This is a genomic window from Bradyrhizobium sp. Crot121, assembly GCF_059512385.1.
Genome location: NZ_JCAMOR010000071.1, coordinates 1 through 15,781, shown reverse-complemented (window position 1 = coordinate 15,781; position 15,781 = coordinate 1). Strand labels below are relative to the sequence as shown.

13 protein-coding genes are annotated in these 15,781 nt (G+C 63.8%); 9 read left to right on the top strand and 4 right to left on the bottom strand.

Annotated features, from left to right (window positions below; genetic code table 11):
- The first annotated feature begins 301 nt into the window (after window positions 1-301).
- The 5 genes from AC5ZGW_RS36855 (at window position 302) to AC5ZGW_RS36835 (ending at window position 6,806) form a co-directional block, all read left to right on the top strand.
- On the top strand, window positions 302-3,469 hold the full coding sequence (locus AC5ZGW_RS36855) for a CheR family methyltransferase (RefSeq protein ID WP_463326944.1): 3,168 nt from the start codon (window positions 302-304) through the stop codon (window positions 3,467-3,469).
- Window positions 3,470-4,282 carry a Crp/Fnr family transcriptional regulator gene (locus tag AC5ZGW_RS36850; protein ID WP_130227103.1) on the top strand — a complete coding sequence of 271 codons (813 nt, stop codon included), beginning with the start codon at window positions 3,470-3,472 and terminating at the stop codon, window positions 4,280-4,282.
- 240 nt (window positions 4,283-4,522) lie between these two features.
- Complete coding sequence (locus AC5ZGW_RS36845) at window positions 4,523-5,017, top strand: YciE/YciF ferroxidase family protein (RefSeq protein ID WP_130227102.1); 495 nt, start codon at window positions 4,523-4,525, stop codon at window positions 5,015-5,017.
- 160 nt (window positions 5,018-5,177) lie between these two features.
- Window positions 5,178-6,464 (top strand): molybdopterin-dependent oxidoreductase, encoded by a 1,287-nt coding sequence (locus tag AC5ZGW_RS36840; RefSeq protein ID WP_130227101.1) that lies wholly within the window; start codon window positions 5,178-5,180, stop codon window positions 6,462-6,464.
- 9 nt (window positions 6,465-6,473) lie between these two features.
- Window positions 6,474-6,806 carry a c-type cytochrome gene (locus AC5ZGW_RS36835; RefSeq protein WP_130227100.1) on the top strand — a complete coding sequence of 111 codons (333 nt, stop codon included), beginning with the start codon at window positions 6,474-6,476 and terminating at the stop codon, window positions 6,804-6,806.
- Window positions 6,807-6,857: 51 nt separating this feature from the next.
- Here the strand turns inward: AC5ZGW_RS36835 and lon are convergent, their stop codons facing one another.
- From lon to AC5ZGW_RS36820, 3 genes are all read right to left on the bottom strand, one after another.
- Window positions 6,858-9,233 carry an endopeptidase La gene (gene lon / locus AC5ZGW_RS36830; protein WP_130227121.1) on the bottom strand — a complete coding sequence of 792 codons (2,376 nt, stop codon included), beginning with the start codon at window positions 9,231-9,233 and terminating at the stop codon, window positions 6,858-6,860.
- A 9-nt stretch (window positions 9,234-9,242) separates the two neighbouring features.
- Entirely contained in the window at window positions 9,243-9,647 is a 405-nt protein-coding gene (locus AC5ZGW_RS36825) for an Hsp20/alpha crystallin family protein (RefSeq protein WP_130227099.1), read from the bottom strand.
- 314 nt (window positions 9,648-9,961) lie between these two features.
- Entirely contained in the window at window positions 9,962-11,050 is a 1,089-nt protein-coding gene (locus tag AC5ZGW_RS36820; protein ID WP_130227098.1) for a mandelate racemase/muconate lactonizing enzyme family protein, read from the bottom strand.
- Between the two features lie 190 nt (window positions 11,051-11,240).
- On the opposite strand from AC5ZGW_RS36820, the gene AC5ZGW_RS36815 reads away from it, so the two are divergent.
- Both AC5ZGW_RS36815 and AC5ZGW_RS36810 read left to right on the top strand, forming a co-directional pair.
- Window positions 11,241-12,299, top strand: a complete 1,059-nt coding sequence (locus AC5ZGW_RS36815; protein WP_130227097.1) for a catalase family peroxidase — start codon at window positions 11,241-11,243, stop codon at window positions 12,297-12,299.
- The gene (locus AC5ZGW_RS36810) at window positions 12,296-12,886 is read left to right on the top strand and encodes a cytochrome b (RefSeq protein WP_028162715.1); all 591 of its coding nucleotides are present in this window, start codon (window positions 12,296-12,298) and stop codon (window positions 12,884-12,886) included. The genes AC5ZGW_RS36815 and AC5ZGW_RS36810 overlap by 4 nt, the downstream gene beginning before the upstream one ends.
- Window positions 12,887-12,893: 7 nt before the next feature.
- Here the strand turns inward: AC5ZGW_RS36810 and AC5ZGW_RS36805 are convergent, their stop codons facing one another.
- Complete coding sequence (locus AC5ZGW_RS36805; RefSeq protein WP_207231057.1) at window positions 12,894-13,730, bottom strand: alpha/beta hydrolase; 837 nt, start codon at window positions 13,728-13,730, stop codon at window positions 12,894-12,896.
- A gap of 197 nt (window positions 13,731-13,927) precedes the next feature.
- Between AC5ZGW_RS36805 and AC5ZGW_RS36800 the strand changes: the two genes are divergently transcribed.
- Together AC5ZGW_RS36800 and AC5ZGW_RS36795 are read left to right on the top strand one after the other, a co-directional pair.
- Window positions 13,928-14,713: an alpha/beta hydrolase gene (locus tag AC5ZGW_RS36800; protein ID WP_130227096.1), complete on the top strand. Its 786-nt coding sequence runs from the start codon at window positions 13,928-13,930 to the stop codon at window positions 14,711-14,713.
- Window positions 14,714-14,842: 129 nt separating this feature from the next.
- Window positions 14,843-15,781 (top strand): malonate decarboxylase subunit alpha (locus AC5ZGW_RS36795; RefSeq protein ID WP_496114048.1); only part of this gene is annotated, 939 nt, incomplete at its 3' end.

The window sequence follows — 15,781 nt, the reverse complement described above, 5'->3', positions numbered from 1 at the left end:
AAGCCCGAGCGTACGTCGCACTGCTGCAGCGCGCTCTGCCTCCGGCGACAGCTCGCTGTCAGCCGCCGTCCATCAGGGCGGTGAGTTCTTCAAGGCATTTTGTGGGTTCCGGGGCCGTCTTCGGCGGTATGCGCGTTCTCCCGACACTTTATGCGCAAGGACCTCGTGGCGCCGGGCGACCAGATCGCACTCTCGCGCGTTATTTCGCCGTAATCTCTGTTGGGATAGTGTCCAATTCTGCTATGGGCGTGGTTTGGCAAGCTGAATCAGGCCCTGACAGAACAACGAGAGCCGCCGCCCCATGAGTGAACCCGGATCGGAACCAGCGGATGGCCGGCGTCGGGCCAAGGCGCCGTTGATCATCGGCGTCGGCGCGTCCGCCAGCGCGATGAATAGTATCGAGCGTTTCTTCTCAAAACTGACGCTGAATTCCGACCAGACCATCGTGTTGGTGTTGCAGCACCGTGAGGCGTTCGACGAACGGCGGCTGCGAGAGATGCTGGAGCGTTCGGAAGGCACCAAGCTTTCCGAAATCGAGGACGGCGCCGCGATCGAAGGCAGCACGATCTATCTCTGCCCCGCCAACAGGATCGTCAGCATCCATGGCCATCGACTTGCGATCCGTGCGGCCGAGCAGGCGCCGGGCGAACGCGCTACGGTCGACAGCTTCCTGGTATCGCTCGCGGAAGACCGGGCCGAGGAGGCGATCGGCGTCGTTCTCGCCGGAACCGGCGGCGACGGGACGCTGGGTGTGGCGACCCTGAAGGACCACGGCGGGCTGGCCATCGCCGAACGTGTCGCCAGCGATCATGCCGACCCACACGCCGACAGCAACAATGCGGCCGCAATCGCCGATTTCGTGCTGCCGCCTGACGACATTCCCGAGCACATCCAGGTTTATGCCCGCCATCTGCGGCGGCTGGAGGAGAGGCAGGGATTTGACGAAATCCTCGCCGCCGCCGCCAGTTCGCTGTCGCGTATCGCCGACATCCTGCGCAACAAGACCGGTAATGATTTTCACGGCTATAAGCAGAACACCTTCCTCCGCCGGGTGCAGCGGCGCATGCAGGTGGTGCAGATCGACGAGATCGCCGCCTATGTCGATCACCTAAGGCAGGACAAGGATGAGGCGCAGCACCTGTTCAATGACCTCCTGATCGGGGTCACCGAATTCTTCCGCGACAAGCGCGAATTCGAGGTGCTGGAAACCCAGGTGATCCCGAAAATTTTCGAGAACAAGGCTGCGGGCCAGCAGGTCCGCGTCTGGGTGCTGGGTTGTGCCACCGGGGAAGAGGCCTATTCGATAGGCATCCTGCTTCGCGAGTACATGGCCAAGCTCGACTCGCCGCCGCAGGTGCAGATCTTTGCCACCGATATCGATGGGCGCGCGCTTGCCGCGGCCCGGGTCGGTCGCTATCGGACCACTATCGACGGCGACATGTCGCCGGAGCGGTTGGCGCGCTGGTTCGTCCGCGAGGGCGACACCTATTGCGTGGTGAAGGACCTGCGCGAGATGTGCATCTTCTCGCAGCATAACGTCATCAAGGACGCGCCGTTCTCGAAGCTCGATCTGGTGTCCTGCCGCAACCTCCTGATCTACCTGAACGCCGAACTGCAGAATCGGGTCATTCCCCTGTTCCACTTCGCCTTGCTGCCGGACCGCTTCCTGTTCCTCGGCAACTCCGAGAACGTAACGCGGCATCCAAAACTGTTCGCGCCGGTGGATCGTCGGGCACGCATCTTCAAGAAGCTCGAGACCGGCACCCGCCTGCCGCCGGAATTCCCGATCACGACGGCGGCCGGGCGCGCGACCGTCGAAGTCCCTCCGGTGCGATCCCTCGGTCCCGATGTCGGGCTGGAGCGCCGTGCCCAGCGCATCGCCGAACGCTACGCGCCCGCCTATGTCATCACCGACGAGAATTTTCAGATCCTGCATTTCTCCGGCCGCATCGGCCGCTATATCGAGCCGACCGCGGGCGCGGCGACGCTCGACCTGCTCAGTCTCGTGCACCGCGATCTCCGGCTGGAATTACGGACCGCGCTCGGCCGGGCAGCCGAAACCAAGGAGACGGCGCATGCCGAGCAGGTGCAACTCGGCGTGAACGGCCATCGTATACTGGTCGATATCACCGTCGAGCCGATTCAGGAGGGCGCTGCCGGCCACCGCAATTTCGTCGTGCTGTTCAAGGATGGGCCGCTGCGCGTCGTCGATAGCAAGGAGAATAATCCCAATGCGCTGGTCAGGACCGAGCACGTCGAGCGGCTTGAGAACGAATTGCGGGCGACGCGCGAGCGTCTGCAGGCCACCATTGAAGAGCTCGAAAGCACCAACGAGGAACTGAAATCCTCCAACGAGGAATATCAATCGCTGAACGAGGAATTGCAGTCGGCGAACGAAGAGCTGGAGACCTCGCGCGAGGAGCTGCAGTCGGTCAACGAGGAGTTGACGACCGTCAATGGCGAGCTGGCGCACCGCGTGCAGGACCTGACGCGTGCCACCAGCGACCTGAAGAACTTCCTCGAGAGCACGCAGATCGCGACCGTGTTCCTGGACAATGACCTCAAGGTGATGAATTTCACGCCGGCGATCACCCAGGTGCTGCACCTGGTCGACACCGACGTCGGCCGGCCGATCGCACATATCAAGGCGCGGATTCCGATCGAGGAGCTCTATGACGAGGTTCGCCGCGTACTGCGCACGCTCGCCAGCGCCGAGCGCGAACTCAGCGCGCCCGACAGCGGCACGCGCTACATCGTCCGCGTCCTGCCGTACCGGAGCATCGACAATTTCATTGCCGGCGTCGTCATCACCTTCATCGACGTCACCGCGATCACGCGCGCGGAGGAACGGCAGCGGCTGCTGCTCGCCGAGCTTCAGCACCGCGTCCGCAACACGCTCGGCGTCGTCCGCTCGATTGCGCGCCGCTCGGCTGAAACCAGCTCGAGCGTCGACGAATATGCTGCGCATCTCGACGGCCGCCTGAACGCATTCGCGCGCACCCAGGCGCTGGTGACGCGCGACCCCGAAGCCGGCGTCGATCTTGAATACCTCGTCATCGAGGAGCTGCTCGGCTACAATGCCCATGAGGGCGAGCAATTGCGCGTCTCCGGCCCGCAAGTACGTTTCCAGGCAAAGCCGGCGGAGACTTTCGCGCTCGCCCTCCACGAACTTGCGACCAACGCGCTCAAATACGGCGCGCTGAGCCGGCCTTCCGGGCGCATCGAGGTCACTTGGCGGATCGACGACGCGGTCGATCCGCCGCGACTGGTTTTCGACTGGCGCGAGCGGGGCGGACCGCCCGTCACGCCGCCGCCGCGAAAGGGTTTTGGCACCGAACTGCTGGAGCGGACGCTGGCGTTCGAGTTCAAGGGGCAGACCATGATCATGTACAATGCTGGTGGCCTTCACTGTACCATTACCATTCCGTTGAGCCGGCGGACCATCCATACGCCCGCGGTGGACGGCTAAATGCATCCCCCAGCCATTGAGGGAAACCCGGCGCAGCCGGTGATCCGGCGGCTGAATGCGCTGCGGCGCTTGTCGGACGATGGGATCGCCGCGCTCGAACGGGCGATACGCGAGGGTATGCTGCAGCACGTCGGCCCGGGCGAGGACCTGATCAGCGAGGGGGATGCGGTCCATGGCGTCCGGATCCTGCTGTCGGGCTGGCTGTGCCGCTACAAGACGCTGGAGGATGGAAGGCGCCAGATCGTCAATTTCATCCTGCCAGGCGAAACTTGCGATGCTTATGCCCATCTGCTGCCGGTGATGGATCATTCCATCGCGAGCCTGACGCCAGTGGTCTATGCCGAGGTCAAGCGCGCGCAATTCGAAGCACTGGTGGCGCACGACAGCTCGGTCGCGGAGGCGTTCTGGTGCGAGACGCTGGTGAACAACGCGATCCAGCGCGAATGGGCGATCAATCTCGGCCGCCGGCTGGCGCTCGAGCGCGTAGCGCATCTGCTATGCGAGATCTATGAACGGCTGCGGCCGGTCGGCCTGATCGACGGCAATTCCTGCGCCTTTCCGGTGACCCAGATGGATCTGGCCGATGCGACCGGCCTCTCGGTGGTCCATCTCAACCGCACGCTGCAGGACTTGCGCAGCTCCGGCCTGATCCTGCTGCGCGAACGGACGCTGACGATCACCGACCTGGACGTGCTCAAGAGCACGGCGCTGTTCTCGCCGAACTACCTTCATCTCTATCGAGCGCGAGCGGCGTCGCTGGTATCCCATTTTAGGAACCGGGAACCGGTTCCCTTTGTTGAGTGCTCAGCTTGAGTATGCCGATCAGGCTGAATCTTCACCTCTCCCGCTTGCGGGAGAGGTCCGCGCGTTGCGCCGGGGTGAGGGCGCTCTCCACTCGGGGAGTCCCAATGCGGAGGCACCCCACCCCAGCCCTCCCCCGCAAGCGGGAGAGCGAGTGCAGCTTCGCCGGGGCTATCTTTCGACCCGATCGGCGATTGCACTTGAGGTCCGCGGCGGCCGGCTGGCCGGCGGTCCGCTCGAAAGGATACCATCATGGAGATCACGACATTCAAGGACATGTACCTTGCCGAATTGCAGGAACTTGTCAGCGTCGAGCAGCAGCTTGGCGAGGCGTTGCTGCGCATGGCCAAAGTGGCCTCGCATCCTTCACTAAGGGCTGCGCTCGAGCGGCACCAGCGGGAAACCATCATGCAGGAGGAGCGGCTGCGGTCGATCCTGGAGAAGCACGATGCCGCCGCCGAGCAACATACGGATCAGGCCATGCAGGCGCTGATCCGTGAGACCGAGAAGATGTGCGTAATCCTGAAGGATGGTTACCTTCGCGACGCCGGTCTGATCGCCTCGGCACAGAAGCTCGAGCATTACGAGATCGCAGCCTATGGCAGTGTGGCCGCGCTCGCGGGCCAGCTCAACCTTCGGGAGGACCAGCGGCTGCTGCACAACGCGCTCGATGAGGAAAAGCGCGCGGACGAATTGCTGACGACGCTTGCCAAGGGTGAAATCAACCAGGACGCACTGGCGGCCTGATCGTCCGCTCCCGCGACGTTGCGCAATTGCCGCCCCGATTGGCGGGCAAATTCGAAATACCCAGATGTCAGCTCGACATTGGGCGGGGTATGGTATTGTTCGGATTTGCAATGGGCGGTGCCGATGGGCTCGGTACCGCTTGCCCAAGGAGGATGCTCCGATGCGCAACGACAAGGAAGATGCGCTCAGCCAATCGCTGCGAAACCTGCATCCCGTTCGCTCCGCCGCCACTCAACGTCCGTCGCGCCGGACCGTGCTTCAGAACATTGGAATTGCCGGTCTGTCGCTCGCCGTATCGCCGGCCTTAGCCGACGAAATGGTCAAATTGCCGTTTGCGAGCGGGCCGCGGGAACGGCCGATCACGCATGCTTTTCCGCAAAAAGGCGATATGATCCTGCAGCGGGTACGGCCGCCGCTGCTCGAAACGCCGCTGGACGTGTTCGACCGCGGCGTCTTCACGCCGAACGACCAGTTCTACGTGCGCTGGCACTGGGCCGAGATCCCGAATTCGGTCGATGTGAACGCCTTCAGGCTTGCGGTGCGTGGGCATGTCGATCGGACGCTGTCGCTGTCGATAACGGACATCCTACGCGACCTGCCCCGGGTGGAGCTTGCCGCGGTCAATCAATGCTCCGGCAATTCGCGCGGCTTCTTCTCGCCACGCGTGCCCGGCGCGCAATGGGCGAATGGCGCCATGGGCAACGCCAGATGGGCCGGCGTACGGCTGAAGGACGTGCTGGATCGCGCCGGCGTCAAGGCCGGCGCCGTTCAGGTCCGCTTCAAGGGATTGGATGAGCCAGTGGTGCCGGAGGCTCCGACCTTCAGGAAGTCGCTTGCGATCGATCATGCCCGAGACGGCGAAGTGATGATCGCCTACGCCATGAATGGCGAGCAACTGCCGTTGCTCAACGGCTTCCCGCTGCGCCTGATCGTGCCGGGATGGTACTCGACCTATTGGATCAAGATGCTCAGCGACATCGAGGTGCTCGACAAGCCGGATGACAATTACTGGATGGCCGTCGCCTATACGATTCCCGATACGCCGCACGCCAGCATCGCGCCGGGACAGAGCGGCGTGAAGATGGTGCCGATCAACCGGATGGTGCCGCGCTCGTTCTTCACCAGTATCACCGACGGCGCGTCCTTCACCGCGGGCACGCGCGTGCCCCTTCGGGGCATCGCCTTTGGTGGTGACACCGGCGTCGCCAAGGTCGAGTTTTCCAGCGACGGCGGCAAGTCATGGCAGCCGGCCAGGCTTGGCGATGATTTCGGCAAATACGGCTTTCGCCAGTGGCAGACGGATGTTGCGCTTGCCGATAAAGGCGATCACGCGCTCATGGTCCGCTGCACCAATTCCGCAGGCGAGGTCCAGCCGGACGAACCGAACTGGAACGGCAGCGGCTTCATGCGCAACGTCATCGAGACCGTGCAGGTCAAGGCAGTGTAGGAGCTGATCATGCTGAAAGGTCTCGCTGCGATCGGCTGCTTCGGAACCGCGCTGCTGTGCTCGACGCCGGCCTGGGTTCAGGACCTGCCGGTGATCAAATCGACGACAGTGGAGCTGCCGGCAGGCGATGCCTTGTTTCCCGGCGGCTCCAGCGCCGAGGCGGTCAACAACAATTGCCTCGCCTGCCATTCGCCGGACATGGTGCTGAACCAGCCGCCGCTGCCCAAGGCGGCCTGGGAAGCCGTGGTGCACAAGATGATCAACGTCTACAAGGCGCCGATCGGCGAGGCAGACGTGCCGGCGATCGTCAGCTATTTGGTGAAGACCAAGGGCAAGGATTGAGGGCACGCGGAGAGCCGCGCGCCCGGTGCGTCCCTATTGCGCGCTGGCCGGCTATTTCGCCGGCTCGAGCGCCTGCGCAATCGCATCGTCGACGTGCTCGAGCCAGATGAACTCCAGTTTGTCGCGCGCGCCTTGCGGAATGTCGTCGAAGTCGCGCCGGTTGCGTGCCGGCAGCATCACCCTGGTCAGGCCGGCGGCTGCGGCCGCGACGACCTTCTCCTTGATGCCGCCGACCGGCAGCACCAGGCCGCGGAGCGATATCTCGCCTGTCATTGCCGTGTCGTGCCTCACCGTGCGGTTGGTGAGCAGCGAGGACAGTGCGGTGAACATGGCGACGCCGGCGCTCGGACCATCTTTCGGCGTGGCGCCGGCAGGCACATGGACATGGATATCGCTTTTCTCGAACAGCGACGGATCGATCCCGAGCTGCGTGGCGCGGCTTTTCACCAGCGTCAACGCGGCCTGCGCGCTTTCACGCATGACGTCGCCGAGCTGGCCGGTGAGGATCAGCCCGCCTCTGCCGGGCACACGCGTTGCTTCAATGAAGAGAATGTCGCCGCCGACCGGCGTCCAGGCGAGCCCGGTCGCGACACCGGGCACGCTGGTGCGCAGGGCGATCTCGCCTTCGAAACGCGGCTGGCCGAGCACGGTCGCAAGATCCCGCGTGCCGAGCGTCACCTTGGCTGAGCTGCCCTCCGCGATCTGCACCGCGGCATAGCGCAGCGCCTTGCCGATTTCGCGTTCGAGCGAACGGACGCCGGCTTCCCGCGTATAGCCTTTGATGATCGACCGCAGCGCTTCGTCTTCGATCGTGGCCTGGTCCGGCTTCAGGCCGTTGGCCTCGAGCTGGCGACGCACCAGATAGCGCCGCGCGATCTCGAGCTTCTCGTCCTCGGTGTAGCCGGGCAGGCTGATGATCTCCATTCGGTCCAGCAGCGGTCCCGGGACCGTATCGAGCATGTTCGCGGTCGCTATGAAGGCGACGCGCGAGAGGTCGAAGGGGACGCCGAGATAATTGTCGCGGAAGGTCGAATTCTGCTCGGGATCGAGCACCTCGAGCATCGCCGCCGACGGGTCGCCCTGGATGCCGCGACCCATCTTGTCGATCTCGTCCAGCATCATGACGCAGGCGCGGGAGCCGGCCTTCTTGATGCCCTGGATGATGTTGCCGGGCAGGGCGCCGATATAGGTGCGGCGGTGCCCGCGGATCTCGGCTTCGTCGTGGACGCCGCCGAGGCTGACGCGCACGAACGGCCGGTCCATGGCGCGGGCGATCGACTGCCCGAGCGAGGTCTTGCCGACGCCGGGCGGTCCGACGAAGCAGAGGATCGGCGCCTTGCCGTGCGGCGCCAGTTTGCGAACCGCGAGATATTCGATGATCCGGGCCTTGATCTTTTCCAGCCCGAAATGATCCTCATCGAGGATGCGCCGCGCTTCTCGGATATCGATCGGCTTTTCGTCCGGCAGCGCCCAGGGCAGATCGATCAGCCAGTCGAGATAGCTGCGGACCATGCCGCCTTCGGCTGCGGCTTCCGGCATCCGCTCATAGCGCCGCAGCTCCTTGCGCGCCTGGCTGTCGGCCTCGGGCGACATCTTCGCCTTGTCGATCGCCGCGCTCAATTCGGCGACCTCCTGCGCCTTGCCTTCGCCTTCGCCGAGCTGGCGCTGGATGGTGGCCATCTGCTCGCGCAGCAGCACTTCACGCTGCCGCTCGTCAAGGGCGGCCTTGGTCTTCTGGCCGATCTCGTTGCTCAGCCGCAGCACTTCGAGCCGCTCGGCGAGATAGCGCGAAACCTTGTCCATCCGGGAGGTGAGGTCGATGGTCTCGAGGATCTCCTGCTTCTCCTGCGGCTTGATGTCCATATAGGACGCCGTGAGATCGGCGAGCGCGCCGGGAGATGTCGTTGCCTGGAAGGCGCCGACCAGCTCGGGCGGCGCCTGCGGCAGGAGCTGAACCGCTTCGACGGCCTGCCTCTGCAGATTCAGAAAGCGCGCCTCGATCTCAGGCGACGTCGTCGCCGGCTCCGGGATGTGAAGCACCCGCGCCGCGGGGAATGGTGTGCCGGGCAGGAAATCCAGGATGCGGGCGCGCTGCACGCCCTGGCAGACGATGTGATGGGTTCCGTCCGGCGCGGTGATGTACCTGACGATATTGGCGATCGTGCAGACGCGGTGCAGGTCGTCAGGACCTGGATCGTCGACTTCGGCGTTTCGCTGCAGCAGGATTCCAATCGGCCGCTGTTCGCGCAGCGCCTGCTGCGCGGCGGCGATCGACTTCGCGCGGGCGATGGTGACCGGAGCGATCACGGCCGGAAACAGCACGATGTTGCGGACCGCGACGATGATCAGCGCATCCGAGGGAATCGCGACCGATTCCGTTTTCGCACCGGCTGCGGCGGAACCGGGATTTTGACTATCAGGCGACATCATGAATTCTCACACGGCTTTCGACAGGCGCAATACGACGCATCCATTCGAGGCGGTCCGGCTCACGCCATAGCGTCCGGCCGGCAGGGCAATGCGGCGTTCGAACCCGCCTTGCGGCAGCTCGAGCCGGTGGATCAGCGCATCACGGAGCTCGGCGGGCAATATCCGGTGCCCCTTGATGATGAGCACGCCGTTCTCGATGATCGCCACCACCTGATCGGGATCGACGCCGGGCAGCGCCACGAAGATCAACAATTCCCGATCGGTCTCCAACACGTCGATCGGAGGCTCCCAATTGACCTCGCGCGTGCCGCCCGGCTGCAGACTGAACAATCTTTGATGCAGCCGTTCGGCGCGCGCGAGCGATTCGATCGCTTCAGACAGCATCCAGTTGACCGGATCTTTTGTCGGCATTTGTCGTTCCGCCTCCAGTAAAATTCTCAGAGCTCGTCGTTTGCCTCAAACCTACCCCGAAAGCGCACGGCTTGCACAGGTACAATGGCAGCCGATCACCCTTGGTCTGCCGGAACCGTTGTCGGCTGCACTCAACAGCACTCTCGCCGTCGTCCCGGGTCAAGCCCGGGACGACGTGTGGAGAGTTCTGATTCAATTGTTTGATAGCGGGGATGATGGCCCAAATCACCCTGTCATCATAGTCCCATCGTGGAGACATCCTCACCCCAACCCTCTCCCGCAAGCGGGAGAGGGAGCGCAGTATCCATCGCGGCTCAAGCGGCGAGACTCTCCACCGCTGTCCAGTCGAAGTTGACGCCGTGGCCGGCGCGGCTCGGCGCCAGCGCCATGCCTTCTTCGAGCACGAGCGGATGCTCGATATAGCGATCGAGGCCAAAGCCGTGCGCCTCGAGATAGGAACGGTTCGGGCAGGCCGCGAGCAGATGCACCGTGATGTCGTGCGCGCCGTGGCTGGTGACGGGAAGATTGAAGGCTTCGGCAAGCCTCGCGATCTTCATGAACGAGGTCACCCCGCCGCAATTGGTGACGTCAGGCTCCGGATAGGAGACCGCGCCATTGGCGATGTAATTCTTGAACTCCCAGAGCGTGCGCAAGTTCTCTCCCGCAGCGATCGGCACGCCGCCGGCGGCGAGGATCCGGGCATGGCCGGCGACGTCGTCGGGAATGATCGGCTCTTCGAGCCAGGTGAGATCAAATGGCTGCAGCGCCCGCGCGGCGCGGATGGCTTCCTCCACCGTCCATTTCATGTTGGCGTCGGCCATCAAGGGAAAGCCGTCGCCGAGATGCTTGCGCATCGCCTGCACGCGCGCGACGTCGGAACCGAGATCGGGCCGGCCCACCTTCATCTTGATGGCGCGAAAGCCCTTGCCCAGATTGTCGTCGGTCTGCTTCAGCAGTGCCTCGACCGACAGATCGAGGTCGATGCCGCCGGCATAACAGGGGACGCGCTGATCGAATCCGCCGAGCAGGCGCCACAGCGGCAGTGCGGCGCGCCGCGCCTTCAGATCCCAAAGCGCGATGTCCAGCGCCGAAAGCGCGAGCACGGTGGGGCCGCCGCGCCCGCCGTAATGCAGCCCCCACCAGACGTGGTGCCACAGCGCCTCGGTATCGTCGGCCTCGCGGCCCTCGATCAGTTCGGGAACTTCACGCCGAAGAATGTCGGCGATGGCGCCGCCGTTGCGACCGACTGTGTAGGTGTAGCCCACGCCTTCGGCGCCGTCCGCATCGCGTACGCGAACGGTGATGAGTTCGAATGCCTTGATTTCGCCATGCGTGCTGTCGGACAGCGTGACCGACAGCGGAATCTGGTAGAGTCCGGTCTCGATAGTCTTGATCCGTGCCATTGCGTTTCCACCTGTTTTTTTTCGGCAGGTTAGGACGGGGGCGGCGGATCGACAATCCCCTCCGCCGCGCAGCGCGTTCCCGATGCCTGCCGTGCGATTTTGAAAGAGTCTTGGCAGGTTCGGGAAGACCGGCCGAAGCGCCGGAGCGATACTGAGGGTCACAGGATAGAATTATTATCGTGAGGTCCGAATGCCCGAGCCGCGTCCATCTCCCGCACGTTCGGTGCTGGGATCACTCGTGCTGATCGGCGTCGTCGTCGCCGGCAGCGCGGCCGCCTTCGCCTACACCGCAGGATGGCTTTCGCCGGAGCGACTGACGCCCTGGAAGATGTTGGAGGCGCTGGCGCCGCCAGGCGGCCCGGCGCTCGGTCACCGCCGCAATCACGCCAAGGGCATCTGCTTCACCGGCGTTTTCGAATCCAACGGCAATGGCGCGGCGATCTCACGCGCCTCGGTCCTTGCCGCAGGCCAGCATCCGGCGCTGGGACGCTTCAATCTGGGCACGCCCAATCCCGATGCCGCGGATGCGTCGGTCCGGGTGCGCGGCCTGGGACTGCGGATCATGCCGCCGAATGGTCAGGAATGGCGCATGGCGATGATCAATGCGCCGGTCTTTGCTGCCTCCACGCCGGAAGGTTTTCACGAACTCCTGGTCGCAGCGGGCAGCAAGGACCCCAACGCCATGAAGGTGTTTGCCGAAGCTCATCCGGAGTTTGCGCCGTTCGGCGCATGGGCCAAGTCTGCGCCCTGGACCGGCAGCTATGCCGAGGATCGCTTCAACGGCCTCAACAGCTTCATCTTCACCGACAGTTCCGGTGCCGATCACGCGGTGCGATGGTCATTGCTGCCACAGGCACAGGTGGTTCCGGTGACGCAGGATGATCTCAAGAAGCTTGATCCTGACTTCCTTGAACAGGAGATCACGGAGCGCGTCCGCAGTGGCCCGCAACGTTGGACCATGACGGTGACCGTCGCCAACCCCGGTGATCCCACCGCGGATCCGACCAAGGTCTGGCCGGAGGATCGTCGCACCATCGAGGTCGGCACGCTGGTCGTGTCGCGGATCGAGGCCGAGGCTGATGGTCCTTGCCGCGATATCAACTTCGATCCGACCGTGCTGCCGCCGGGCATGCGCACGTCGGACGACCCGTTCCCGGCGGCCCGCTCATCGGTCTACGCCAAGTCGTACGATCTCCGCACCGCGGAGGCCAAGGATTATCCACGAAACGTAACGGGCCCGAAGCCATGAACGCTATCCGTCATCACTTCTCCCCACTTCAGCGCCTGCTGCATTGGGTCATGGCCGTCTGCATCCTGACGATGCTGTTCATCGGCGTCGGCATGGTATCCACGGTCATGCCGAAATACGTGCCGCTGGTCTCGATCCACAAGACGCTCGGCAGTGTCATCCTGGTGCTGGCGCTGATCCGCCTGGTCACGCGCTTCTATTACGGCGCGCCGCCGCTGCCGGCCGATCTGCCCGAGCCGATGAAGCTCGCCGCGGAACTGTCGCATTACGCGCTCTATGCACTGATGATCGGCATGCCGCTGCTCGGCTGGGCCATGCTGTCGGCATCGGCCTATCCTGTTGAGCTGTACGGCGGCATTTATCTCCCAGCGATCCTGCCGCAGAGCGACAGCCTCCGTACGCTGTTGTGGAACGCGCATTTCTATCTGGCCTTCGCATTCTTTGCGCTGATCCTGATGCATGTCGCCGCCGCGCTGTTCCACGCGCTGGTCCGGCATGATGGCGTGTTCGAGGCGATGGCGCCGGTGCCGATCCACGACGAAGCCACGCGGGCCGAGAACCGCAGCGAGCTGGCTGCACGGCCTTAGAGCGGGATCAGCGATGCTCGCTGATCCAGCGGGCAACGAGATCGACGATGCGCGTTTCGATTCCGTAATAGCCGTGCGGCGACAAGGATCCGCAAGCGTGCCGCGACCGGTTAATTCCTCCGCTGACGAATCGGACCTGGACCTCGGGGGAATGGCCCATCGCCGCAGCGATGCGCGGCGCGTCGCCGGGCGGCGCGACGTTGCACCGGTCGCTCCTGTTAGCGACGATGAGAAGCGGCACGCGCACGTTCTCCGGTTTCGCGCTGAAAACGGTTTCGCCGCTCTTGCCGACCCTGGACACGGATTCCGTGAGAATCAGACCCGAAACGCTTCCCTGCGGCGCGTGGGTGGCGCCATTCACCGCTGCGATCGCGCCCTGGCTCGTGCCGAGCAGGAACACGGGAACGCCAGCCTGCGATCGCGCGAACTCGGCGAGTTCGACAACGATCCCGCCATACTCCGGAGAGCTGCGATCGCCCCGGAGATTGGCGTGGTTGATCGTATCGGGAATGACCACGGCATATCCGCGCTGCACCCACAACTCGCGCGAACGGACGACAAAATTGTCGCCATGCCTGATATCACCATTGCTTTCGATGTCGATATTTCCGGCGCCGCCCGGCAGCATCACGATCGCGGCAAGCGGCTTGGGCGGTGATATATACAGCAGGCGTTGACGCAGGCCGCTGTGTAATCGCAGCTCGACGACGAGCGGCGGTGCTGCTTCGCTCGCGGCCTGATCCCGACGGAATTCCTGCGTCGAGCCGATCGATGGCAACAGCATCTCGACGGCGGCTGCTGCCGCAACCAGGCCGAGAACTCGAGTGAACTTGTGTCTACGCATGTTGATGAACCATATGAGGGCGCGTCCGGCCATTTCGGGAAGCACTTACAATAGTTGCGCTCCGCGGCCAGCGTGAGTGGATTATGGAGCCGATATCACTCGGCGGCGTGCAAAGCCGAAAACGCCTTTCGTTGCAGAAATACGCGAGACGGTTCCCGCCTCTATGTTTTGCGCGACGCAACCTGGAGTCTTCGGACATGAAGCACGTCAAAGCCTGCCTGGCCTTCGCGGCCGCTCTTTCGCTTGTTTCGACAGTTGTCCCTGCGCGCGCCGATCCGCTCAAGAACATCGTTCTGGTGCACGGGGCCTGGGTGGATGCGTCGGGCTGGAAGCCCGTGTATGAAATCCTCACCAAGGAGGGATTCCATGTCACCATGGTGCAGGAGCCGGAAACTTCATTCGCCGACGACGTGACGGCGGCGAAACGAATCCTCGATTTGCAGGACGGTCCGACGCTGCTCGTCGGCCACAGCTATGGCGGTTCGATCATCACGGAGGCGGGCGTTCATCCAAACGTGGTCGGTCTCGTCTATGTCGCCGCGCATGCGCCTGATGTCGGCGAAGATGAGGGCGAACTTGGCAAGAAGATGCCGAGCGTGCTGGCCAAGAGCGAAGGCGCGATCAAGAAGACGCCAGATCAATACACCTATCTGAACCCTGCCGATTTTCCCAAGCTCTTCGCGCCCGATCTGCCGCGCGAGCAGGCGGAGTTCGAGTCGCGCTCCCAGGTCCTGGCTGCGGCCCAGGTCTTCAGCACGCCGCTGACCGCGGCTGCCTGGAAGACCAAACCGAGCTGGGGCATCGTCGCCGAGAGCGACAAGATCATCAATCCTGATCTCGAGCGCTGGTACTACGCGCGGGCGAAGAGCCACACGACCGAGATCAAGGGCGCCAGCCACTCCGTCTACGAATCCCATCCGAAGGAAGTGGCGGCCGTAATCACCGAAGCTGCTCGCAACGCTGAAAAGTTGGCAGCCCGCTGACAAGACGGTTGCGAATGACGCATGGGCTCCGGCGGGACAGGGTTTTGACGCATGCCCGCCGGAGCGCCTCACTGATCCAGTCGGATCCGAAGCATATCGTTTCAAATGCCGGATCCAGGAGCATGGCGAATGAAGAATTGGCAACAAGGCCGGCAAGCGCGCGATGCCCGTATCGAAGCGGGCGCGAAACTGGCGAAGGGCAAGATCGTCGCAGCGAGTGATGCCACCCGCCTGATGGAAGCGGTGATCCGGCCGTGCGACCGGGTGTGCCTGGAGGGCGACAACCAGAAGCAGGCGGATCTTTTGTGCCGCGCGCTGCTTGCCGTCGACCTCGCCAAGGTGAATGGCCTGCATATGGTGCAGTCCGGCATCGTGCTGCCGGAACATCTGGACCTGTTCGACCGCGGTGTCGCAAAGAGGCTCGACTATGCCTATTCCGGACCGCAGGCGGCGCGCATCGCGCGCATGCTGTTCGGCGGCAAGATCGAGCTCGGCGCCGTTCATACCTATCTCGAATTGTTCGCGCGCTACTTCATCGACCTCACGCCGCAGGTTGCGCTGATCGCGGCCGTCAGCGCCGACCATGACGGAAACCTCTATACCGGGCCGAACACCGAGGACACGCCGACGGTGGTCGAGGCGACGGCCTTCAAGAATGGCGTCGTCATCGCCCAGGTCAACGAGATCGTCGACAAGGTGCCGCGCGTCGATATCCCGGCGGACCGGGTGCAGTTCGTGGTCGAGGCCGACAAGCCGTTCTTCGTCGAGCCGTTGTTCACGCGCGATCCCGGCGCCATTACCGAAGGGCAGATCCTGACAGCGATGTTGGCGATCAAGGCCATCTACGCGCCCTACGGCGTGCGGCGGCTGAACCACGGCATCGGCTTCTCCACAGCCGCGATCGAATTGTTGCTGCCGACCTATGGCGAGCGGCTGGGCTTGAAGGCGCATTGCCTCATCAAGAATGTTACCGGAGAACTGACCGTCAGGGTTGGGGCGGCGATACCGAATCGGATCGGTGTCGCCGATGGCAGGACGGATCAGCATGGGTGCGCGGCGCGAGCTCAC

Excerpts from the sequence above, each read along its gene's own strand:
- AC5ZGW_RS36820 (WP_130227098.1), bottom strand. The coding sequence starts at position 11,050 with ATGGCACGGATCAAGACTATCGAGACCGGACTCTACCAGATTCCGCTG.
- AC5ZGW_RS36850 (WP_130227103.1), top strand. The coding sequence starts at position 3,470 with ATGCATCCCCCAGCCATTGAGGGAAACCCGGCGCAGCCGGTGATCCGG.
- AC5ZGW_RS36805 (WP_207231057.1), bottom strand. The coding sequence starts at position 13,730 with ATGCGTAGACACAAGTTCACTCGAGTTCTCGGCCTGGTTGCGGCAGCA.
- AC5ZGW_RS36825 (WP_130227099.1), bottom strand. The coding sequence starts at position 9,647 with ATGCCGACAAAAGATCCGGTCAACTGGATGCTGTCTGAAGCGATCGAA.
- AC5ZGW_RS36835 (WP_130227100.1), top strand. The coding sequence starts at position 6,474 with ATGCTGAAAGGTCTCGCTGCGATCGGCTGCTTCGGAACCGCGCTGCTG.
- AC5ZGW_RS36840 (WP_130227101.1), top strand. The coding sequence starts at position 5,178 with ATGCGCAACGACAAGGAAGATGCGCTCAGCCAATCGCTGCGAAACCTG.
- AC5ZGW_RS36810 (WP_028162715.1), top strand. The coding sequence starts at position 12,296 with ATGAACGCTATCCGTCATCACTTCTCCCCACTTCAGCGCCTGCTGCAT.
- AC5ZGW_RS36800 (WP_130227096.1), top strand. The coding sequence starts at position 13,928 with ATGAAGCACGTCAAAGCCTGCCTGGCCTTCGCGGCCGCTCTTTCGCTT.
- AC5ZGW_RS36855 (WP_463326944.1), top strand. The coding sequence starts at position 302 with ATGAGTGAACCCGGATCGGAACCAGCGGATGGCCGGCGTCGGGCCAAG.
- lon (WP_130227121.1), bottom strand. The coding sequence starts at position 9,233 with ATGTCGCCTGATAGTCAAAATCCCGGTTCCGCCGCAGCCGGTGCGAAA.
- AC5ZGW_RS36815 (WP_130227097.1), top strand. The coding sequence starts at position 11,241 with ATGCCCGAGCCGCGTCCATCTCCCGCACGTTCGGTGCTGGGATCACTC.
- AC5ZGW_RS36845 (WP_130227102.1), top strand. The coding sequence starts at position 4,523 with ATGGAGATCACGACATTCAAGGACATGTACCTTGCCGAATTGCAGGAA.